General features: G+C 69.9%; 18 protein-coding genes. 13 read left to right on the top strand and 5 right to left on the bottom strand.

The window, feature by feature from the left end; genetic code table 11:
- Positions 1–62 precede the first annotated feature (62 nt).
- A complete protein-coding gene (locus tag PV734_RS36600) occupies positions 63–1,595 on the top strand; it encodes a hypothetical protein (RefSeq protein WP_319092954.1) in 1,533 nt (510 codons plus the stop codon).
- Between the two features lie 129 nt (positions 1,596–1,724).
- Here the strand turns inward: PV734_RS36600 and PV734_RS36595 are convergent, their stop codons facing one another.
- The gene (locus PV734_RS36595; protein ID WP_319293727.1) at positions 1,725–2,093 is read right to left on the bottom strand and encodes a DUF4232 domain-containing protein; all 369 of its coding nucleotides are present in this window, start codon (positions 2,091–2,093) and stop codon (positions 1,725–1,727) included.
- A 1-nt stretch (position 2,094) separates the two neighbouring features.
- On the opposite strand from PV734_RS36595, the gene PV734_RS36590 reads away from it, so the two are divergent.
- The 3 genes from PV734_RS36590 (at position 2,095) to PV734_RS36580 (ending at position 5,297) form a co-directional block, all read left to right on the top strand.
- Positions 2,095–2,769 (top strand): hypothetical protein, encoded by a 675-nt coding sequence (locus tag PV734_RS36590; protein WP_415924323.1) that lies wholly within the window; start codon positions 2,095–2,097, stop codon positions 2,767–2,769.
- Positions 2,770–2,928: 159 nt separating this feature from the next.
- A complete protein-coding gene (locus tag PV734_RS36585) occupies positions 2,929–4,419 on the top strand; it encodes an MFS transporter (RefSeq protein ID WP_319293725.1) in 1,491 nt (496 codons plus the stop codon).
- Between the two features lie 341 nt (positions 4,420–4,760).
- On the top strand, positions 4,761–5,297 hold the full coding sequence (locus tag PV734_RS36580; RefSeq protein ID WP_319092957.1) for a hypothetical protein: 537 nt from the start codon (positions 4,761–4,763) through the stop codon (positions 5,295–5,297).
- Positions 5,298–5,457: 160 nt separating this feature from the next.
- Here PV734_RS36580 and PV734_RS36575 read toward each other — a convergent pair whose 3' ends face one another.
- From PV734_RS36575 to PV734_RS36560, 4 genes are all read right to left on the bottom strand, one after another.
- Complete coding sequence (locus tag PV734_RS36575) at positions 5,458–6,273, bottom strand: class I SAM-dependent methyltransferase (RefSeq protein WP_319093059.1); 816 nt, start codon at positions 6,271–6,273, stop codon at positions 5,458–5,460.
- Between the two features lie 211 nt (positions 6,274–6,484).
- A complete protein-coding gene (locus tag PV734_RS36570; RefSeq protein ID WP_319293723.1) occupies positions 6,485–9,904 on the bottom strand; it encodes a S8 family serine peptidase in 3,420 nt (1,139 codons plus the stop codon).
- 490 nt (positions 9,905–10,394) lie between these two features.
- Positions 10,395–11,285 (bottom strand): ricin-type beta-trefoil lectin domain protein, encoded by an 891-nt coding sequence (locus PV734_RS36565; RefSeq protein ID WP_319293722.1) that lies wholly within the window; start codon positions 11,283–11,285, stop codon positions 10,395–10,397.
- 318 nt (positions 11,286–11,603) lie between these two features.
- The gene (locus PV734_RS36560; RefSeq protein ID WP_319293721.1) at positions 11,604–12,974 is read right to left on the bottom strand and encodes an MFS transporter; all 1,371 of its coding nucleotides are present in this window, start codon (positions 12,972–12,974) and stop codon (positions 11,604–11,606) included.
- Positions 12,975–13,372: 398 nt separating this feature from the next.
- Here PV734_RS36560 and PV734_RS36555 point away from each other — a divergent pair, with 398 nt between their 5' ends.
- The 9 genes from PV734_RS36555 to PV734_RS36515 all read left to right on the top strand — a co-directional run bounded on the left by PV734_RS36555 (position 13,373) and on the right by PV734_RS36515 (position 21,939).
- A complete protein-coding gene (locus PV734_RS36555; RefSeq protein WP_319293719.1) occupies positions 13,373–14,194 on the top strand; it encodes a 2-amino-3,7-dideoxy-D-threo-hept-6-ulosonate synthase in 822 nt (273 codons plus the stop codon).
- Entirely contained in the window at positions 14,191–15,438 is a 1,248-nt protein-coding gene (locus tag PV734_RS36550) for a 3-dehydroquinate synthase II family protein (RefSeq protein WP_319092962.1), read from the top strand. Before PV734_RS36555 ends, PV734_RS36550 begins: the two co-directional genes overlap by 4 nt.
- A gap of 6 nt (positions 15,439–15,444) precedes the next feature.
- Complete coding sequence (locus PV734_RS36545) at positions 15,445–16,833, top strand: class I adenylate-forming enzyme family protein (protein WP_319092963.1); 1,389 nt, start codon at positions 15,445–15,447, stop codon at positions 16,831–16,833.
- A gap of 115 nt (positions 16,834–16,948) precedes the next feature.
- A complete protein-coding gene (locus PV734_RS36540) occupies positions 16,949–17,224 on the top strand; it encodes an acyl carrier protein (protein WP_319092964.1) in 276 nt (91 codons plus the stop codon).
- Positions 17,221–17,568: an acyl carrier protein gene (locus tag PV734_RS36535; RefSeq protein ID WP_319293717.1), complete on the top strand. Its 348-nt coding sequence runs from the start codon at positions 17,221–17,223 to the stop codon at positions 17,566–17,568. The genes PV734_RS36540 and PV734_RS36535 overlap by 4 nt, the downstream gene beginning before the upstream one ends.
- A complete protein-coding gene (locus PV734_RS36530; RefSeq protein ID WP_319293715.1) occupies positions 17,558–18,805 on the top strand; it encodes a beta-ketoacyl-[acyl-carrier-protein] synthase family protein in 1,248 nt (415 codons plus the stop codon). Before PV734_RS36535 ends, PV734_RS36530 begins: the two co-directional genes overlap by 11 nt.
- Positions 18,802–19,650, top strand: coding sequence for a hypothetical protein (locus PV734_RS36525; protein ID WP_319293713.1), 849 nt, complete (start codon positions 18,802–18,804; stop codon positions 19,648–19,650). The genes PV734_RS36530 and PV734_RS36525 overlap by 4 nt, the downstream gene beginning before the upstream one ends.
- Positions 19,637–21,355, top strand: coding sequence for a class I adenylate-forming enzyme family protein (locus PV734_RS36520; RefSeq protein ID WP_319293711.1), 1,719 nt, complete (start codon positions 19,637–19,639; stop codon positions 21,353–21,355). The genes PV734_RS36525 and PV734_RS36520 overlap by 14 nt, the downstream gene beginning before the upstream one ends.
- On the top strand, positions 21,352–21,939 hold the full coding sequence (locus PV734_RS36515) for a hypothetical protein (protein WP_319092969.1): 588 nt from the start codon (positions 21,352–21,354) through the stop codon (positions 21,937–21,939). Before PV734_RS36520 ends, PV734_RS36515 begins: the two co-directional genes overlap by 4 nt.
- The last annotated feature ends 1 nt before the right edge of the window (position 21,940 follow it).

Genomic DNA, 21,940 nt, shown 5'->3' with positions numbered 1-21,940 from the left:
GGAGTTTGAGGATCGCGTGCCCAACACCGGTACGCCTGATCCACACAGCCTTGGGGGGCTTCATGCGGCGAACCGCCGTGGTCGCGGGTGTCGTCACCGTACTCGCGCCGTTTCTCCTGACCGGCGCCTCCTCGGCGTCGGCCGCGACCAAGGGGTCGCTCACCGTCAGAACGCTGGACCGGAGTGGCAGAGCGGTCTACGCCCAGGTGGCGGTCTACAACACGAAGACACTCGACTTCCGCTACATCGAGAGCAACAAGGCGGCGTCGCTGCCCAACGGCAGTTACGAACTCGCCACCTCCTTCACCGACGCCCAGGACGACGGAGCCGCTGTCGGCGGCCACAGCGTGAAGGTCTCCGGCGCCACGAAGACCACGTTCGACGCCCGGACAGGCCACCAGGTCAAGGTCGCGCTCAGCCCGAACCCGGGCAGCGGATACGACCACATGGTCAGCGCGTACGTCTGTGCCGCCGACAACGGCCCTGTCTACATGGGCCTCTCGGCGGAATCCGGCCACCTGTACGTCATCCCGACGACCGACAAGGCGTACGAGCTGTCCTACGCGACCACGTACGAGCCCCGGTCGGCGACCGGCGGCGACTTCTGGCTGGCGTCCGCCACGCACCGGGGCGGCCTGCCGTCCGGCGTGTCCGCGACGATCAGGAAAACGGGGCTGACCACCCTCAAGGTGACCGCCCGTTCCGGCCCGGACAGCGGGCAGGCCCAGTTCTCGTTCGACAACCAGTCGACGGGCGGCGACGCCTGCCCGATGTTCACGAACTCGATCCAGCTCCAGCGCACCCTGCCCGACTCCTTCGGCGTCCACCTCCCACCCGGCCAGTGGAACGTGAGCCAGGAAGGCCACGACAGCATCAGCAACTCGTACCACGCGTACGCCGCCGGAAAAACGACCACGCTGAACATCGGCCACGCGGTCTGGGGGCCCGGCGGGCAGCTGCCGTACACCTGGTACCACCAGTTGTACTTCGGAAGCGTCAACCAGTTCGCGGACCCGAGCCTGCCGTACGGCGGAGCGCTGGCCGCCGGCAACCTGAAGCTGACCCACGCGGGCAGGACGCTCTACTCGCGCAACTACACCAGCGGCAACGACATCGGCGCGCAGCTGCGGATCCCCAGCACCGGTTGGTACACGCTCGACGAGACCGGCCGGCGCAGTCTCCCGGCGGGTTCCCTGTCGACCAGCGCCAGCCTCAGCCTGCACTTCTACGCGGACACCGGCAAGAACCAGCAGATCCGGGACTACATCACCCGGTTCTGGCCCAACTCGCTCAACAGCAGGAACCAGGCGCCCGCCGGAGCCACCACCACCGTCGTCCTGGGCATGCAGCGCAACCCCACCGGCGACGGCACGGTGGGCCGGCTGTCGGACGATGTGAAGTCGGTTCACGCCTGGTACACCACGGACAACGGAGCCCACTGGCACGCCTCCCCCGCGAAGCTGTCCAACGGCAGATGGACCGTCCCCGTCCACAACCCGCCGTCCGGCGGCCGAGTCGGCCTGCGCTCGACGGTCACCGACACCCACGGCGACAGCTCGACGACCACGGTGTACAACGCGTACGCCGTGAGGTGACAACTGAGAACTGACGACTCACAACTGACAGCCGTCGGCCCGCCCGAGGAACTCCCTCGGGCGGGCCGACAGTCATGTGTGAGTGGGCGTGCGCGTGTGCGGCCCGGTCGTCCAGGTACCGGGCGGGCGTCACCAGGTCAGGGCGTCGGCCATGTCGGACTGCCAGTAGGTGACGGTGATCGAGCTGTCGATGTACACGCCCTTCGCGGGCAGCGCGGGACGGGCGGCGCTGGTGCTCTCGCTGTTGAAGAAGACCGCCAGGCCCTTGGCCGTGTAGCCGTCCGTGTCACTGCCGTCCGCCGCCGACGTCACGACGGCCGCGTAGCCCGACTCACCCGGGGCCAGCGTGACCACGGCCTGCGGCTGGGAGTCCTCGATGACGGGCGGGACTGACTGGGCCTCACCGAACCGCACGGCCGGGTAGCCGACGAGGTCGCAGAGCTTCGAGCCGGTGTTGGTGACGGTGAGGAGAACGTGGTTCAGGGGGCGGGAGACCACCGTGGCGGTCGTCCTGGTGGAGGCGGGGGTGCAGGGCGAGGAGGCGGAGGACGGGGCCACCGCACCGACCGTCGCCGTCGATCCGTACAAGTGGGACGACCCGTGCGGCCCCCACTACCTGATCGACCAGAAGCCCGAGCAGGTGCCTCCGCCGCCGACCGAGCCGGACGCCCGCGGATGGGTCACCGCGCTCGGCGGGGTGACCGGCGGGAAGCAGATGCTCGCGCTGACCGTGCAGGGCACCGGGAAGGCGACCGTCGTCCTGGAGGCGCTGCATGTGCGGGTGGTGGAGAAGAGCGCTCCGCTCGCCTGGAACGACTACACGATGGGCGTCGGATGCGGCGGCGGCGTGGACACGGTCGCGTTCGACGTGAACCTCGACGCCGGGCGGCCCACGGTCTCGCCCAGGTCGGGGCAGCGTGACTTCCCGTACAAGGTGAGCGAGTCCGATCCCGAGGTCTTCTACGTCTTCGCCGACGTACGTACGCACTACGTGAGCTGGTACCTGGAGCTGGACTGGTCCAGCGGCGACCAGCGGGGCACCATGCGCCTCGACGACAGGGGCAACCCCTTCCGGACGAGCGGGAACGTGGGACGGCCCGCGTACACCTATCCGCTCGGCGACTCCGAGTGGGGGCGCGACCCGTACGAGCCCGAGGTTCCCGCTCCCTCCTGATCGTCTCCGGGTCTCTGTGACCCACGCCACCACACACACGTCTTCATTAACTTGCGTAAGTCAAGCAATTCAATTTACATTTGCCTGAGTCAAGCAATTGAGCACCTGATGTGAGCACCCAGCTCGATCACCACGACTCGCCCCCGGAGGCCCGACGCCATGTCCAACGCCCTTACCCGTCCCGCCGGAGCAGGCACATCTGCTCCGCCGAGGCCGAACGCCGTGGTGGCGGTACTGGCCCTGGCCGGGATCGTCGTCTCGCTGATGCAGACCCTGGTCATCCCGATCGTCCCCGAGCTGCCGAAGCTCCTGAACGCCCCCGCCTCCGACACCGCCTGGGCGGTCACCGCCACCCTTCTCGCGGCCTCCGTCGCCACCCCGGTGGTGGGCAGGCTCGGCGACATGTTCGGCAAACGCCGGATGCTGCTGATCAGCATCGTGCTGCTGGTGTCCGGTTCGGTGGTCTGCGCACTCGCCGACTCCCTCACCCCGATGATCATCGGGCGTGCCCTGCAGGGCCTCGCGGCAGCGGTCGTACCGCTCGGCATCAGCATCATGCGTGACGCGCTGCCCGCCGACCGGCTGGCCGGATCCACCGCGCTGATGAGCGCCTCGCTCGGTGTCGGCGGTGCGCTGGGGCTGCCCAGCGCCGCGTTCATCGCCGACAACTGGGACTGGCACATCCTCTTCTGGGTCTCGGCGGCCCTCGGTGTCGTCGCCCTCGCCCTCGTCGTACTGATCGTGCCGGAGTCGAAGGTGCGCGCCGGCGGCCGGTTCGACCTGGTCGGCTCGCTCGGTCTCGCCGCCGGTCTCATGTCCCTGCTGCTGGCCGTCTCCAAGGGCGGCGACTGGGGCTGGACGAGCGGCACCACCCTCGGCCTGGGCGCCGCGGCCGTCGTGATCCTGCTGGCCTGGGGCTGGTGGGAGCTGCGCACCCCGCAGCCGCTGGTCGACCTGCGTACCACCGTCCGTCCGCAGGTGCTGTTCACCAACCTGGCCTCGATCGCGCTCGGCTTCTCGATGTTCGCGATGTCCCTGGTCCTGCCGCAGCTGCTCCAGCTGCCCTCGCAGACCGGCTACGGCCTGGGCAAGTCCATGCTGACCGTCGGCCTGGTGCTGGCCCCGCAGGGCCTGGTGATGATGGTCATGTCGGCCGTGTCCGCGAAGGTCACCAAGGCCAAGGGCCCGAAGGTCACCCTCATGATCGGTGCGCTGATCGTGGCCGGCGGCTACGGCCTGAACCTCCTCCTGATGTCCGAGGTCTGGCACCTGGTCCTGGTGTCCTGCGTCATCGGCGCGGGCATCGGCTTCACCTACGGCGCGCTGCCCGCCCTGATCATGGGCGCCGTCGACCCCACCCAGACGGGTGCCGCCAACAGCCTCAACACCCTGATGCGGTCCCTGGGCACCTCCTTCGCCAGCGCCCTCGCTGGCGTGATCCTTGCCCAGATGACCACCGACTTCGGCGGCATGGCCCTGCCCTCGGAGAACGGCTTCAAGGTCGTCATGGCCATCGGCGCAGGAGCCGCCCTGCTGGCCTTCGCCCTCGCCTCCTTCGTCCCGCGCCGACGGGAGAACGCGCAGGGGGCCGCGGGCGGCAGCCCGGTCGAGACTCCGGAGGCCGCGGAGGCCGCCGCCATCAAGGCGTAGGGATAGAGGTAGGGGTGGAGGTGGAGGCGCGGACGCCACGTCGGCCGCGCCTCTGGCCCGCCGAGGGTGTCGTCGGTCAACCTTCCGTTGCCATACGCCAGTTCGACCCTCCAGCGCCGACACCGGACCGAGCGCTCCAGGCCTCGCCCCTGGCCCGGCTGTTTTCCGGGCCTGGCAAGGCCGGGGTTCCCGACGAGGGGGCAAGTGAGGGCACGGGAGAGCTGAGGGGGGATCCGGGGGTTCCTGGCGATGCCGGGAACCCCCGGCCCCGTCACCCTCGGGCCCCTACTGTCTTACGGACAGGCCGCGTTGACCGTCGCGGCCGCCTGAGGAGGACCCCTGTGTCATCGCCCTGCGACCCGCAGCACGCTCCCGCCGGTGACGTGGGCGCAGCGCTCTTGATGATCGACTCTCGCCTCAAGGGCATCCACGACGGCAGCACCGGGACCGACCCCGAGCAACAGGCGCTGATCGACCAGTACACCGAGTCACTGGGCCCGGAGGAGGCCGCCGGTCTCCTGGACGGCGCGTGCACCCTCATCTACATGTTCATGACCTGGCTGCGGAAGGCCCACGAGGACCAGGACAAGGACGTGATCGAGTACGTGGTGCCCACCCTGGTGGCCTCGATGCGCATGATGCCCAGGAGCATTCCCCCCGAGGCCATCCCCACCATGGCCGGCCTGGCCATCTCGGCGGGCATGGGCCTGAGCCCCAGCCTGTGGCGCAAGCAGTACGGCGACTGGACCGAGGGCGAGATGACTCCCCTGGAAGCCACGGCCCTCCTGCTCGCGGAACACATCAACCGCATCACCGAAGACCCCGACTTCGCCACTCGCATGATCACCGAGGCCCTGTCCAGCGCGGTCGGAGACTGACGCGCCGAGCTCCTTGCTCGGCCAGCACCCTCTTGGGCATTGGGGAGCATGGGTCTCCCCACCGCTCCAGCCACCTTGGATTGGATCGCTTCGGTCGCTTCAGTCGTCTCGGTCGTCTCGGTCGTCTCGGTCGTCCGGAAAGCCTGGAGGCACAGGCGCTCTACCGGCGGACCGCCGAGATGAGTCCGCCTGGCCGCTCCTCGCGCTGCGGCGGGGTACTGATCGGGCGTCCGTAGGCGGCGGCGCGCTCACGCAGGGTGTGGCTGTCGGCCTCCCAGCCGTGCCCGGCCAGCCAGTCCACCGGGTCGTCGGGCATCTCGGAGACCCACATGGATGCCGCCGATCCCGGCGCGGCGTCCGCGCCGAAGCGTTCGATCACGCCGCGCGAGCCCAGCGTCAGTCCCATCCGACTGCCTGTCGCCGACCGCGTGCTGATGCGGGCCAGCAGCAGTTCGACCGCGTCCTCGGGCAGATAGATCAGCAGCCCTTCTGCGATCCACACGGTCGGCACGTCCGGGTCGTGCCCAGCGGCGGCCAGCGCGCCCGGCCAGTCCTCCCGCAGATCCACCGCGACAGTGATCCGCTCGCAGCGCGCGAAGGCCCGCTCCTGGCGCAGCACCGAAGCCTTGAAATCCAGTGGCGCGGCGGTGTCGACCTCGAACAGCCGGGTGCCCTCGGGCCAGTCCATCCGGAAGGCGCGGCTGTCCATGCCGGCGCCGAGCAGCACGACCTGCCGGATCCCTGACGCGGAGGCCTGCTCCAACAGGTCGTCGAGGAACTTCGTCCTGATGACGACGGAGAACGACACGGCCAGTCGACGGCGGCGCGCGGCCTCGTCGTCGGGCAGCGGCGCCGAGGAGGGCCACAGACCGCCGGCGGTGGCGAAGGCCTGTGCCAGCGGGTCGCGGAACAACGCGTTCTCCCGCTCGGTCTCCAGCGCCCGCACCCTGGCCACGCCCACCGCCGTGGCCCACACCCCTGACGGCCGCGCCCACTCCCGCTCATCAGTCACCACGCCAGCCTAGATGTTGCCGGCCATGGCGTTGATGACGCTCAGATGGAGGTGTGAGGCTGGAGGACGGTGGCCGACGGCGGCATTCATGAGGAGTCCGTTCGGGGGGAGCGAAAAGTCCTGCCGGGGGCGGTGGCGCCGCCCCCGGCAGGACTCGACCGGATGTTCCGGTGGGTTACTTGGTGGTGAGGTAGGCGCGTTCGATCGTCTGGACCAGCGTGTTGCCGGCCCGGTCGGTCAGTTTCGCCCGCAGCGAGACGGAGCCCGCCGTGGCCGGGTGGGTCAGCGCCAGGTGCGTACCGCCGACGGCCTTGGCGTGCTGCCAGGTGGCGCCGTCGTCGTACGAGACCTCGAAGGCGAGCTTGGCGGGACGCTGCCCGGCCGCCGCGCCCTCGACGGTGAACGGCACCGAGAACCGCTTGCCGGCCTTCGCCGTGCTGGACAGGCTCAGGTCGGGCGAGAAGCGGACCACCGACAGCGGGAGGGCGGTGTTCGAGTCCTCGGGGGTGGTGGCGGAGCGGAAGGTCCACTCCGTACGGACGCGGGTGCTGACCGGGTACACCGCGGGGTCGCGGGACGCGTCCACGGTCAGTCTGTACGCGCTGTCCTGGGCGGGAACGGTGTACTCGGTGAGGTCGATCGGCGAGATGCCGTAGTCGTCGGCGATCTCCTTGCCGTCGGCCTGGAGCGAGCTGGTCACCGAGGTGTAGTCGCTGAGGCCCCAGTGTCCGGCGCCGTCGCCGAACTGCGGTGTGAAGGCCCTGATGACGTTCCCGTACCGCACGACGCCGGGGAGTCCCCGCTCCGGTCCCTGGTCACCCGCGGCGGGCAGGGTCGGGCCGAAGACGCCGACGTTGAACCGCTCGGTGTAGCTGTGACCGGCCTGCCAGGTCCTCGGCATCCTCATCTGGAAGGCCTCGAAGCGCGAGTCGTGTCCCTCGCCGAATACCTGCCACGCGCGGAAGGACCACTTGACGTCGTTGTCGAGGACGTAGTCCGTGGTGCGCAGCGGCAGGCCGCCCCGCAGGTCGTGGTCGCCGAAGATCAGGTCCCCGTCGGGGGTGTGCGGCGTCACCTCGACCTGGACGCGCCTGCCCTCGACGGGCACGCCGACCTGCAGGTCGACCTTGGCGAGCTGGTTCTTCCGCACCTCGGCGGCGAAGCCGTCCAGACCGCCGGGGCGGTTCCAGCCCAGGTGGTAGGTGACCGGCCGGCCCTCGGCGTCCTCGCGGGTCCAGTCGCCTGCGAACACGGCGGACGCCTGGCCTGCGGACGGCTCGGGGCCGAGCTGCCCGAAGGTCGTGCCCTTGAAGGTCGGCAGGATGAACTCCATGATGCCCGGGCGCCGGCCCTCGCCGCGGGCGTAGCTGTAGTGGGCCGTGGCCTCGGTGTTCTCCGCCGCCGCGTCGGGCACGGTGATCTTGACCGGCCGCGTCCTGCGGGCGTCGATGGTGACGGAGGTGTCCCGGTCCAGGGTCAGCTTCGGCTGCACCAGGATGGCGTGGGTGGCGGACTCGTAGGACGGGTGGATCACTCCGCTGAGGGAGTAGTCGCCCTTGGGCAGCCGCACCGTGAGCTCGCCGTCCTGCTCGTCGGCGTACTCGGCGTAGAAGTCGCTGTTGAGGTCCGTGACGGAGGTGGAGGCGTCGCCGACCGGCGCGCCGTTCTCGTCGAGGTGCTTGAGAGTGAGGCTGTACGACTCCACCTCGCGCTCCACACCGAAGGCGGTACGCACGCGCACCTTGCCGTCGGCCGATGCGGCGGTGACCGAGCCGCCGAAGGAGCCGTCGGCGGTGCCGGCGCGGGTGTCGGCGGTGACGGAGGCACTCGCCTCGCCGCCCGCCGGGACGGTGACCCGCTGCGGCGACACGGCGAACATGCCCTCGGCGGCGGGCTTGCCGTCCACCGAGAGCGCGTCGACGGACAGATCGAGGGTGACCGGCTCCGTACCGAGGTTGCGGTACGTCACCTGCTTGGTCGCCGGGGTGTCGTCGCCGTGCGGCCACTGCTGGATGCCGAAGTCGAGCGGCTTCTGCTCGGTGACGACGCTCTGGTTCAGCGCCCGCACCAGGTCGGTGCGGCCGGTGCCCTGCTGGAAGGAGCTGTACGCGCCCGGCTCGGCCGAGCCCGTGAGGACGGCCTTGATGCGCTCGCCGGTCCAGTCGGGATGCTGCTGGGCGAGGATCGCGGCGGCGCCCGCGACATGCGGGGCGGCCATGGAGGTGCCGTCGAGGGTGAGATAGCCGGGTACGTCGGAGGGATACCACTCCTCCAGGACGCTGCCCGCGGCCGCGGCGGCCGTGATGGCGACACCGGGCGCGGTCAGGTCGGGCTTGACCCCGCCGTCACCGACGCGTGGGCCCCGGCTGGAGAAGTCGCCGAGCTGGTCGGACTTGTCGACCGCGCCGACGGTGAGCGCGGCGTCCGCGCTGCCCGGCGAGCCGACGGTGCTCTCGCCGCCCTCCCCCTCGTTGCCGGCCGAGAGGACGAAGAGGGTGTCGCTCTGGGCGGAGAGCCGGTTGACGGTCTCCTCCAGCGGGTCGATGCCGGGCGTGTCCTCACCGCCGAGGCTGAGGTTGACGACGTCGGCGCCCTGCGCCACCGCCCACTCCATGCCCGCGATGATCCCGGAGTAGTCGCCGCCGCCGTTGTCGTCGAGGACCTTGCCGTTGAGGATCTTCGCACCGGGGGCGACGCCCTTGTACTTGCCCCCGCTCCTGGCGCCCGTACCAGCCGTGATGGACGCGACGTGGGTGCCGTGGCCGAACTCGTCGCCGGCGCCCGAGGGGGAACCGGTGAAGTCCTGCTCGGCGATCACCTGAGAGGCGACATCGGGGTGGCTCGTGTCGATGCCGGTGTCCAGTACGGCGACCTTGGTGCCGGTGCCGTCGTAACCGGCGGCCCAGGCGGTGGGCGCACCGATCTGCGGCACGCTCTTGTCGAGACTGGCCTTGACCCTGCCGTCGAGCCACAGCTTCTCGATGGCGGTGGAGGGGGTGAACTCCGTTGCCCCGTCCGCCTTTTCGGCGGTGCCGGTGACCGCGTCCCAGAACTCGGCGGCCCGCTTCTTCGCGGGGCGCACCACCTTCCCGTTCACGACCGGCAACGCCCGGCCGATCTTCGCCCCGGCCCCGGTGAAGGGGGCCATCGAGGGCGCCTTCTTCCCCTGGAACGTGGCGATCAGCGGTACGTCGGTACGGCGGGCGTCGTCGTAACCGTCCGCGACCAGTTGGGTCACGTCGAACAGCCGGGCGTCCAACTTGCCCTGTGCCAGCAGCAGTTCGGCGTCACCGGGCACGACCCGGGTGTGTCCGGCGACGACCCGGACGGTGAACGGCACCTTCTCACGGCCCTCGGCGCGGACCACGCCGGTGACTTTTCCGGCACCGTCGACCATGACCTGGTCGCCGGTGACGAGGGTCACCGTCTTGATCGCCTTGGTCGCACCGGACGCCTTGGACGCCTCGGCCGTCCTGACCGTACCGACGCCGCTCGCGTCCTGGGCTTCGGCACCCGGGACACCGGCCAGCAGCAGGGCCGTGGAGGCCACCCCCGCCGCAACGACCGCACGTGTTGGTCTCCCGCGTAACTCCATCTGGACTCCTGACACTTCGACATCGGAGAGCAGCCGTCGCACGTACCTCCCGACGGCTCACGCCCAGAGACGAGCGGGAATCGTGTCGGGTTGGGAAAACATCCGGCGTGTTCGCGCCGAGAGACCAGTGAACCTCTCGCGACGAAGTCCCCGCCTCCACCGTTCGGCCAGTTCAGAGGCGGTTCGGGTCTGCGGGGTACGGCCGTTCGGCCGATGCGGTGGTGCCCTCGAAGGCAGCAGATTGGGCTGCAGGGCCACACGGAAGTGCCCGGCGCGACACGGACAGCAGGACGGACGACAGGACAGACGAGAGGACGGACGACAGATGTCAGATCTCAGTGGTTGGGGCGAGTCCCGGCGAACCTGGCGGACGCGTCACCGCAGGCGCGGCCCCATCGAGGTGAACGGGCCGTCTCCGGAAAGGCGTGGGCGGCCCGTTCACCTCGAATCGACAGCTACACCGACAGCAACATCGGCATCGGCATCGGCATCAGCCGAATACCTGCACCCAGGAACCACTGGCGTAGTTCGGGTCGATGTTTCCCGCGTCGTATCCCATGCCGGTCCTGGTGTAGCCGCAGTTGAGAATGTTCGCGCGGTGACCGGAACTGCTCATCCACCCGTAGGTCGCGTTGTTGACCACGCCGTTCGGATCGCCCTGGAAACCCATCGCGATGTTCTCGCCGACACCGCCCCGGGTGTATCCGGCGTCCCTGGCACGGTCGGTGGGGCTCTTTCCGCTCGCCGAGGTGTGCGAGAAGTTGTGGGTCCGCACCATCTCGGCCGCGTAGTCGTGAGCGGCCTTCTGCAGGCTCGTGTCGACCACCAGCGCCGCGCAACCGTTGGCGGTCCTTTGCGCGTTGACGTTGTCGAGGGCCTGCTTCTCCAGCGACGTCATTCCGGTGGTGTCGGCGGGAGCGCCGGGAGTGATTCCGCTCCACTGCTGGTTTCCGCCGCCGTTGCAGGACCAGAGCTGGATCGGGGTTCCGTTCGCCACGCCCAGCTCGGCGGCGTCCAGGCACAGGCCGAGGCCGACGTTCCTGACGGTCCCTCCGGACACGACGTCCCACTGCTGGGTGGCGCCGCCCGTGCAGTCCCGTATGAGCACGGCCACACCGTTGACCGCGCCGGCGCTCGCGCTGTCCAGGCACTTGCTCCCGTAGACGCCCAGCGTCTTGGTCGCGGTGTCGTACGACCACTGCTGGTTGCTTCCCCCGTTGCAGTCCCACAGGGTGAGTTCGGTGCCGCTTTCGGTCTTTCCGCCGGGGACATCCAGACATCGCCCGGAATCAGCGCCCCGAAGGGCGGCGGTCGAGACGGCGGCCGATGCCGCCGGGGCGGATATCGCGGCCCCGGCGGTCAGCAGCCCCAGCGATGCCATTACCAAGCCATATCGCGCCGACCGGGATTTATAACGGTGAGTAGCCATTCGGGAACTCCTTGCCTGTGAGCAAAACAGTGAGCATTCCACGCCTCACGTCGGCTCAGACTAGAGCACCCGCGGAACCGTTGCGCCCGCAGCCCGAATTCACCGAAAGGGCACTTTGTTCCTGCTAGTACATTTTCCCGCCTCTCGGTAATGCCTATTGACTACGCACTTTCCGCCGGACGGAAGGCGGAACGCGGAAGACATAAGACGGAAGGCTGAGGTGTCGAATGGCCGATGGCCGGCGGCGGACGGCCGGCGGCGGGGGCCAGGTCAGACGTCGAACTCGTGGTCCCGGGTCTCCGGCAGCGCCAGCAGGCACAGGAGGCTCACGAGGCAGAGGCCGCCGGTGTAGAAGCCGAGGACCAGCGGGGATTCCCAGTGGCTGTTCAGCCAGGTGGCGATGGACGGGGCGAAACCGCCGCCGAGGGTGTTGGCGAGGATGAAGGCGGCGGAGGCGCCGGTGTAGCGCAACCGGGCCGGGAACAGTTCGGGGAGGAAGGCTGCCACCGGGGAGAACATCAGCGCGAGGAACATCAGGCCGACCGTGTAGGCGCCGGTGATCACCAGCCCGTCGCGTGAGCTGAGCGAGGCGTACATCGGCACCGCCCACACCACACTGCCGACGGCTCCGGCCAGCATCAGCGGACGGCGGCCGATCCGGTCGGACAGCCTGGCGACCGGGAGGGTGATGGCGATTCCGGCCGCCGCGCCGATGCTCGCGGCGGTCAACATCGTGTTCCGGGGGATGCCGAGTTCCCGCGGACCGTACGAGAGGCTGTAGACGATCGTCAGGTAGTAGACGGCCGAGCCGCCGATCGCCGCGCCGGTGCCGAGCAGCAGCCGGCCGGGGTACTGCCTGAGAATCGTCCCCAGCGGGAACCGGGACGCCGACAGCGAACTCGGCTCCGGTGCCTGCGGATCGGCCCGTACCGCGGACTTGAAGACCGGGGACTCGGAGACCGTCGTACGCACCCACAGGCCGACCGCGACGAGGACGGTGCTGAGCAGGAACGGGATGCGCCAGGCCCAGTCGGTGAAGCCCTCCATGCCCACGATGTTCATGGTGGGCAGGATGACCGCGGTGGACAGCAGGAAGCCCAGCGAGGGGCCGACGTTGGGGATGGACGCGTACAACGCGCGGCGGCCGGGCGGCGCGTGTTCGGCGGCGAGCAGCACCGCCCCGCCCCACTCGCCGCCCATGCTGACGCCCTGGAGCAGACGGAGTGTCACCAGCAGTACGGGGGCGAGGAGTCCGGCGGTCTCGTAGGTGGGCAGCAGGCCGACGCCGACCGTGGCCACGCCCATCAGCAGCAGCGAGACGACCAGGGCCTGTCTTCGGCCCAGCCGGTCGCCGATCGTGCCGAACAGGATGACGCCGAGGGGGCGGGAGACGAAGGCCGCGGCGAAGGTGAGGAACGCGGCCATGGAGGAGAGGGTCGCGTTGCCGGAGGGGAAGAACGCGGGGCCGAGGACGAGCGCGGAGGCGGTGCCGTACACGGCGAAGTCGTAGTACTCGATCGTCGTGCCGACCAGGCTCGCCGCGGCGACCCGCGGGGCCTCGGATTTCGCCGTGGCCGCCGTCGCCGTCGCCGTGGCTGTCGTCGTCGACAGGTCGGCGGTTTTGAGCGGTAATTCAGGCATGGGGGGTCACTTCCAGGTCCTGAGTGGGGAGAGGAGTCACCCTAATCATCGAAATTCAATTTCGACAAGAAGCTCACAAGAAGCTCATTGAATAGAGCTTCAAGTGCGGTGACAGGAGGGGCAGAACGCCCCAACGCGCATAGAGTGCACGAACAGTACGCCCAGGCCACGTCAACCCCGCGCAACCTGTCAATCCCCTGTCAATATTCATACCGCAAACCGTATAAAAATTTGTCCATGGCCACACCTTGCCAACCGTCAGCCACACGTGAATGCTCGTGATCGCTTAACTTGAAAGTTTTACAACCATCGATTTTCGGACACGGAGAATCGCAACAGAATGTCGCGGTTACCGGCTTTCTGAAATGCGACCTCCGGGCTGGGAGGGCTCATTACCCATGCTGAAAACCGGCAAGCAATTACGCTTGAGGAGACTTTCGCTCGCGGGTGACGACCGGCATCTGCTCGTCCCCCTCGACCACAGCGTCTCGGACGGTCCGATCGTCCCCGCCGACAAGTGGGACGACCTGCTGCGGGCGCTCGTCGCCGGCGGCGCCGACGGGATCATCGTCCACAAGGGGCGGGCCCGCTCCTTCGCGCCGGACATCCTGAGGAGCTGCGCGCTGGTGGTGCACCTGAGCGCCAGCACCGCCTGCTCCGCCGACGTCCACGCCAAGGTGCTGGTCTCCGACGTCGAGGAGGCGCTGACGCTCGGCGCGGACGCGGTCAGCGTCCATGTGAACATCGGCTCCGACACCGAGGCACAGCAACTGGCGGACCTCGGGGCAGTGGCCCGTTCCTGCGACGCGTGGGGGATGCCCCTGATCGCGATGGTGTATCCACGCGGCCCCCGGATCGAGGACCCACGCGATCCGGCCCTTCTCTCCCATCTGGCCAACGTCGCCGCCGACCTGGGCGCGGACCTGGTGAAGACCTCCGTCGCCCTGCCGATCGAGCGCATGGCCGAGGTGGTGGCGAACAGTCCCATCCCCGTCCTCGCGGCCGGCGGTCCCCCGGACGGTTCCGACCTCGTCGAGTACGGCACCGCCGTGATGGCCGCCGGCTGCCGGGGCCTGGCCATCGGGCGCCGGATCTTCTCCTCCCCCTCGCCCGCCGCACTCGTGTCCCGGCTCTCGGCAGTGGTGCACGGCGGGAACACCGAGCTCCCACATGACATGCGCATGGCTAATTACTCGACGATCGTGGCAGGAGTGGCATGAGGTTCGCATGGATCGACCTGCGTGAAGTCCCCCGTCCGCAGCTCCAGGCAGTGGTGGACGCGGCAATCCACGCCCGGATGGCCGGAGTCGTGGCCGCCGACGCCGAGTTGCTCGGGACCCTGCCCCCGACGGTCACGCGGGTGCTGGCCGTCACCGGCGGCGGCCCGGTCCCGACCGGTGCGAGGAACCCCGGCGACAAGGACGTGAAGGAGACCGGCAAGGAGGCGAAGGCCTCGGACAAGGAGGTCAAGTCCCATGCCGGGAGGGGCGGTTCACCGGCCGGCACCGGATTCGACGTGCTCCTGCGGAAGTTCGGCACCCAGGACGAGCTGGACGCGCTCGCCGCCGAGCACCGGGCCGGCACCCGCGCCGGTGGCACTGGCGGCGCCGGAGGCACGCCCGTCTCCGGGTTCATCGACGTACGGGACGACCGCACCCTCCAACTGTCGTGCTCGGGCGCCATGGTGCTGCCGTACACGGTCATCCACTTCGCGGACCCGACCAAGATCCCCCTGGAGATCGTGCTCGCCGCCGCCGAGTCCGCCGAGGGCAAGCTCGTGACGGTCGTCGACGGCCTGGAGGAGGCGGCCATCGTCTTCGACGTGCTGGAGCGCGGCTCGGACGGCATCCTCTTCACGCCCCGCAGCGCCGACGAGGTGTTCGCGCTGGCGCGGCTGCTGGAGGCGACGACACCGCAACTGGAGCTGTCCACACTGACCGTGGAGAGCATCCGGCACGTCGGACTCGGCGACCGGGTCTGTGTGGACACCTGCTCGCACTTCGAGGAGGACGAGGGCATCCTCGTCGGCTCCTACTCCTCCGGGTTCGTGCTGTGCTGCAGCGAGACCCACCCCCTGCCCTACATGCCGACCAGGCCGTTCCGGGTCAACGCGGGTGCCCTGCACTCGTACACGCTCGGCCCCGACAACCGCACCAACTACCTCAGCGAGGTCGGCTCGGGCAGCGCGCTGCTCGCCGTCGGCGCCGACGGGCGCACCCGACGGGTCGTCGTCGGGCGGGCGAAACTCGAATCCCGGCCGCTCCTGGAGATCCGTACCCACGCCGAGGACGGCCGGCTGGTCAGCCTGACCGTGCAGGACGACTGGCATGTACGGGTGCTCGGCCCCGGCGGCAAGGTTCTCAACGTGACCGAGTTGCGGACCGGCGACGAGCTGCTCGGGTATCTGGCCGCCGACAAGCGTCATGTGGGGCTGCCCATCGGCGAGTTCTGCAAGGAGGTCTGAGGTCCGATGGGCGAACCCGAATCAGAACTCGCCCCGCTGGTGGGGCGGCTGTTCGACGCGCACGACGACCGGCTGCCATATCTGACACACCAACAGGAGACGGTCACACGCGGTGAGTTACGGGAGCGGGTGACCAAACAGGCCGCCGTCTTCGCCGGGTACGGGATCGGGCCGGGCAGCACCGTGGGGCTGCGGACCCCGCCCAGTTTCACCCAGATCGAGGTGCTGCTCGCCCTGTGGCGGCTCGGCGCGCAGGTGCTGCTCTTCGACTTCCGGCTCAAACCACCCGAGGTGGCGGCGCTCTGCGCCTCCTGCCGACCGCAGTTCATGGTCAGCGCCGGTTCCAACGTCCGGGCCACGTTCGGCTTCCGCTCGGAGTACGAGGTCGTCACCGAGCGGCGCAGAACCGGTCTGGCGGCCACCACCGGGCACCGCCTCGTCCAGTTCAGCTCGGGCTCCACCGGACGGCCGAAAGTCATCGGCCGGACCGCCCGGTCGCTCGCCACCGAGGTGGACCGGTTCGCCGGCGTCCCGGGCATGCCCGTCGAGGGCGACCGGCTGCTGCTGCTCAGTTCGACCGCGCACAGTTTCGGCCTGATCGGGGGCCTGCTGTACTCCCTCGCGGCCGGCGTCTCCGTCGTCTTCGCGCCCCGCGTGTCCGCCCGCGACATCCTGCGGGCCGCGCTGGAGCACCGGATCACCGCCGTCTTCGGCGTGCCGACGCACTTCGAACTGCTCGCCGCCGCCACCGACCAACTCGCGCTGCCCGACCTGCGGCTCGCGGTGTCGGGCGGCGAGATCATGCCCCCGCAGGTCGCGGCCCGGTTCGCGCGGCGGTACGGCGTCGAGGTCGGCGAGGCGTACGGGACCACCGAGACCGGCATCGTCGCCATCGACGTCGGCGGCACCCTGCGCCCCTCGGTCGGCCGGGCGGCGCCGGGTGTCTCGATCCGCGTGAGACAGGGCGAACTGGACGTCGCCCTCGACGAGTCGCCGTACCTCTTCGACTCGGGCGGCACCCAGTACACGGACGGCTGGCTGCACACCCGGGACCGGGCCGCGCTGGACGCCACCGGCGCGGTACTGGTGCGGGGGCGCGCCGACTCCCTCGTCGTCGTCGGCGGCCTCAAGGTCGACCTCACCGAGGTGGAGAACGTACTCGGCGAGCACCCGGCCGTCGAACAGGCGGTCCTGGTCCACGAGGACGTGACCGAGGCGTACGTCGCGGTCACGGCCGGCGTCGAACCCCCCTCCCCCGAGGAGCTGTCGCGCTGGTGCCGGGAGCGGCTGGCCGACTACAAGGTGCCCCGGGTGATCCGGCTGCTGGACGCGCTGCCGCGCACGTCCAACGGCAAGTTGGTGCGACAGGCGGCGACGTTGCGCTCCGCCGGGTAGGGCGGGGTCGGGCCGGTTGTCGCCGGTTGTCCTTTGTCCGCGGGTCCGTTGTGGCTTGTCGCGCAGTTCCCCGCCCCTGAAGGGGCGCTCTACTCCCCCACTGGAGAAAGTGATCATGAGTACGTCGATTCTGGAAGACGAGATCCGCGAGTTCGTCCTGACATCGGTCATCGACGAGATGAACATCCTGCTGAGCCGCGACGGCATCACGGACGACAGCCCGGTGACGGTCGGCGGGCTGGATGTCGACTCCCTGAGCCTGATCGAACTCACCCTGCGCCTGGAGTCCCGGTTCGGCGTGGAGATCCCCGACACCGACATCGAACCCCTGGCCACCCTGACCCTCGGCGAGCTCGTCACCGAGGTCGTCCGACGCGGTGCGAAGGCATGAGTACGAGCACGGGGGCCTCCGGCACCAGCACCGCCACCGACACGGACACCGGCGCCGACGCCATCCCTGTCACCGGCCTCACCACGGACTCCGTACGGGAGCTGCTGTCGGACCGCAAGGTCTTCCCGGGGCTGCCCGACGACCTCGGGGAGGATGCCGAACTGGTCCTGGACTCCCTCGGGTTGGTGTGGCTGCTGCATGTGGTGGAGGAGCGGTACGGCCTGGTCGTCGAGCCCACCGACGAGGACATCGCCGGACTGACCTCGCTCCGGCGGCTCACCGACTATCTGCGTGCCGAACACCTGCGTACCGCCCGGAAGGGGGGCGCCCGGGATGACGCGTGAAGTGCGTGAAGTGACCGTGACCGGATACGGGGTACGGACCGCGTTCGGTGAGGGCGCGGAGGCGTTGCGACGCGGGGTGTTCGCGGGAGTGCCGGCGTTCCGGCCCACGACACGGTTCGACACGGGGCCGTACCGGACGGCGGTCGCCGCGGCCGAGCCCGACGGGCCGGAGACGGTCGAGGGGTGGCCGTTGCGAGACGCGCTCGGCCGGTGCGGGGGCGCTGCGCTGGCTATGGCCGGGCTCGGGTCGGGATCGGGGGCCGCGGTGATCCTGGGGGTGGCCGGGGATCATCGGAGCGTCACCCGGTACTGGCGGGGTGCCGGGGATTTCGTGCCGGTCGCTCCGGGGGGATCGGCGTATGGAGGGCGCGGGTCCGTTGTGGCTGGTCGCGCAGTTCCCCGCGCCCCTGGCGGGTTCGCCGATGCCGTGCCCGCTCGGCTCGCCGAACTGCTGGCCGGGGAAATGGGGTTGGTCGGACCCCGGCTCACCTTCACCAATGCGTGTGTCGCGTCCGCTGCCGCGATTCTGCACACCTGCCGGTTGATCTCCTCGGGGCGGATCGAGGTCGCCGTCTGTGCGGGTGGCTATCTGGTCGAGGAGGAGACCTTCGGCAAGTTCGACTCCGGCCGGGCCCTGTCGCGGGACGGCGTGGTGCGGCCGTTCAGTGCCGACCGGACCGGGCTGCTGCTGGGCGACGGCGTCGCGGCCGTCGTGCTGGAGTCCGCCGAACACGCCCGGCGGCGCGGTGCCCGGCCACTCGCGTCGGTCATCGGGTGGGGCGCCGCCACCGACGCCCACCACATCGCCCAGCCGCACCCGCAGGGCGCCGGCCTCGCCCAAGCCGCGCAACAGGCGTTACGGCGGGCCGGAGATCCGGACGGCGTGTCCCTCGACTACGTCAACGCCCATGGCACCGGCACCAGGTACAACGACGGCGCCGAGACCAGGGGCCTGCGCGCGGCCTTCCCGAAGCACGCCGAGTCGATACCGGTCAGCTCGACCAAGTCCACCACCGGCCACCTCCTGGAAGCCGCGGGTGTCGTGGAGTTCGTGATCACGATGCTGGCCCTGCTGGACGGCGTACTCCCGCCGACCGCCGGATACGGCAGCCCCGACCCGGAGTGCGACCTCGACTACGTGCCGAACGACCCGCGCCCCGCCGACGTGCGCCGCGCCCTCACCATCAACGCCGCCTTCGGGGGCGCCAACACCGCACTCGTCCTGGAGCGGCCGTGACCCCGATCGACGAGACCCACCCCACGGTCCAGCGCTCCTCCCTCGCCTCCTCCTCTTCCTCTCTCTCCTCTCTGTCCTCCCTCTCGGTCCTCGCCGCCGCCACGGCTACCCACGGCACCGGCCGGGACGACGACATCGCCCTCCCGAAGCTGCCCGGCTTCGTGGAGTCGGCGTTCAGTCCGCTGGCGTACGAGGTCGGCAGCAGATGTCTGACCGCGCGCCCCGGGGACGGCGACCGTACCGCCGTGGCGCTGGCCGGCCTGATGGGTGACACCACGACCGCGGACCTGGCCAGTCGGCGCATGGTGTCCGGGCGGGTCCACAACCCGTTGCTGTTCATGCAGGCCACCGCCAACTCCGTGCTGGGGCACATGAGTCGGGAGTTCGGGATCACGGGCCAGATGTTCAGCCTCTCCACCCTCGACGACCCGCTGGACGAACTCCTCGCCATGGCCGAGCTGTTGCTGGAGGAACCGGAACTCGACAGGGTCCTGGTGCTGGCCGTGGAGCTCGGCGGCGGCGAACGCGTCTCCGCCGTCCACCACGAACTGGCCGAGGAGTACCGCCGCCCGGTCCCGAACCTCCCCGCGTCCGCGGGCCTGGCGGCGGCGGTACTCCTCGGCCGACCGGGCGACGCGGACGGGGCGGGCGACGCGGACGGGGCGGACGGGGCGCGGGCGCCGATCAGGCGAACCCAGACCGCCCTGGCGTCCCAGCACCTCGGAAGCATCCAGAGCCTCTTCGAGCTGGCCACCGCCCACGACTCCCGCACATCCCACGCCGGCCACGCCGCCCATGCCGAACCAAGTACCGAGACGGAGACCCACACTCATGCTCATCAGTAGGCAGGAGCGGGCCCGGATCTGCTCCGACACCGAACTGGGCGCCGGCAACATCCTGGCCAGGCTGGCCGCGTACGACCGTCCACGCGACGAGGTCGTTCTTCGCACCGACGGCAACTGGATTGCACCGGACGGCAGTTACCCCACCGAGCTCACGCTCGGGAAGTTGCGGGAGGCCGTCGAGAGCTACGCGGGCTGGTACGCCGCCCAGGGTGTTCGCCCCCGCGACCCGGTAGCCCTCCACTCCCACTCCAGCGCCGAGTTCGCGGTCAACTTCCTGGCGCTGACCTCCCTCGGCGCGATCCCCTCCTTCGTCAACGGCAATCTGCCGGCCGACATCGCGCGGGAGTACGTACGACGGCAGGGCGCCGTAGGTGCCTTCACGGACGCCGAGCACCACGACGTACTGGCGCCGGAGTCGGGGTCCGCGTCCTCGGTCGCCGGGGGACTTCGCTTCTGCGCGACCGCCGCCGACATCCGCCCCGAACACCGGGCCTCGCTCCCCTCCTCCCACCCCTACCGTCACGACCCCTCCGACCCGGTGCTCATCTCGCACTCGTCCGGAACCACCGGTATGCCCAAGGGGGTTCCGCACACCCACCGGACGCTGATGTACGCGCAGCTGCACCGCCTGCGCTACTCCACCGGCACCGACATGGAACGCACCCTGGTCGGACTGCCCGGCGCCCACAACGCGATGGTCGCCACGCTGCTCTACTGCCTCCTCCTGCGCACCGACATCAAACTCCTCTCAAGCCAGCGCGGCACCCAAGTACTGGACGCCATCGAGGAGTTCAGGCCCACCACCGTGCTGGCCTTCGCCGGGACCTTCGGCGAGATGGCCGCCGAGGACCTCTCGGCCCGCGACCTGTCCAGCGTGCAGGTGTGGTTCAACACCGGGGACGCGGCCCACGAGGCACACATCCGGGCCCTCGTGCGGCACGGCAGCCACCAGACGATCGGCAAGGACCTGCGGCGCACCCGCGTCGACGGCTCCGTCTTCGTCGACGGGCTCGGCTCCTCCGAGGCCGGCTACTCCGTCTTCCACAACCGGCACACCAAGGACACCTCGGCCTACTCGCGCTGCGTCGGCAGGCCGATCAGTTTCGCCGAGGCCGCCGTACTCGCCGAGGACGGCACCCCGCTGCCGCCCGGCGAGATCGGACGCCTGGGCCTCAAGTCCCCTACCCTCACGCCCGGTTACTGGAACGACTCGCTGACCTGGAACCGTATGCGCCTCGGCGGCTACTGGCTCACCGGCGACCTCGCCCACCAGGACGAGGACGGCAACTTCTACCACCTCGACCGCGCCCCCGACGCCATCCGCACCCCGGCCGGGGTCGTCTTCAGCACCCGCACCGAGGAACTCCTGCTCCGCGAGCTGCCCGAACTGGCGGACTGCACGGTCGTCGGAGTCGCCGACAACGGTGTACGCGCGGACTGGGACGGCGACGGAGTGGCGCACGCATACGCACTGCTCCAGCTCACCGACGGGGACCTGACCAACGGGGATTCGCCCGACGGCGAGTTGAGCGATCAGGAGTTGACCGACCGGGTCAACACGGCCCTCAGGTCGGCCGGGTTCCCCCCGGTCTCCCGCGCCCTGCGTATGAAGCCCGACGACGTCGCCAAGGGCGCCACCGGAAAGGTGCTGAAACGAGTGATGCGGGACCGCTTCGCCGCTTCCGTGGCCAAGGAGCAACGATGAACACCGGCACCGGCACCGAGGACGTCAACCACCGTGCCCGGGCAAGCGAGGCGTACCGGCTGTGGTGGCAGCACGACGCCAACTGGTACCAGGGCGTGGCGAGTCGGTTCGGGCAGGAGGCCGCGAACGAGCTCAACGCCGAGGCGCTGCGCAAGGTCGCGACCCACGTCGGACAACGCGTCGGCCGCCTCTCGGGCCCGCTCCCCGACACCGGCGACACCCGCAAGGACCTGGAGGAACTGCGCCGCCGGTACGACGACTGCGGCGACCGGATGTTCCCCCCGGAACTGCGCAACGCCTCCACGGAGGTCGAGGACGTGGCCGAGGAGGACGGGCTGATCGTCCTCACCCTGCGCCGTAGCTTCGCCGTCACCATGGTGCGGATGGCCGGCACACTGGACGGCTACCAGTGCCCCTGCACCGACATCCACACGGGCTGGTCCGAGGGCCTCGGTGTGACCCTGACCGAGAACCGCGCCGAGACCTGCCTGCGCGACGGCGACAAGGCGTGCCGTCTGCTGATGCGCGTACGCACCCCCCTTGCTCCCCCGACTCCCCTCACTCACGACGGTACGGAGGACTGAG

It is taken from the genome of Streptomyces sp. AK08-02 (assembly GCF_033795085.1).
Lineage (GTDB): Bacteria > Actinomycetota > Actinomycetes > Streptomycetales > Streptomycetaceae > Streptomyces > Streptomyces echiniscabiei.
The sequence above is the reverse complement of the archived record's forward strand: the minus strand, read 5'-3'. Positions and strand labels throughout refer to the sequence as shown.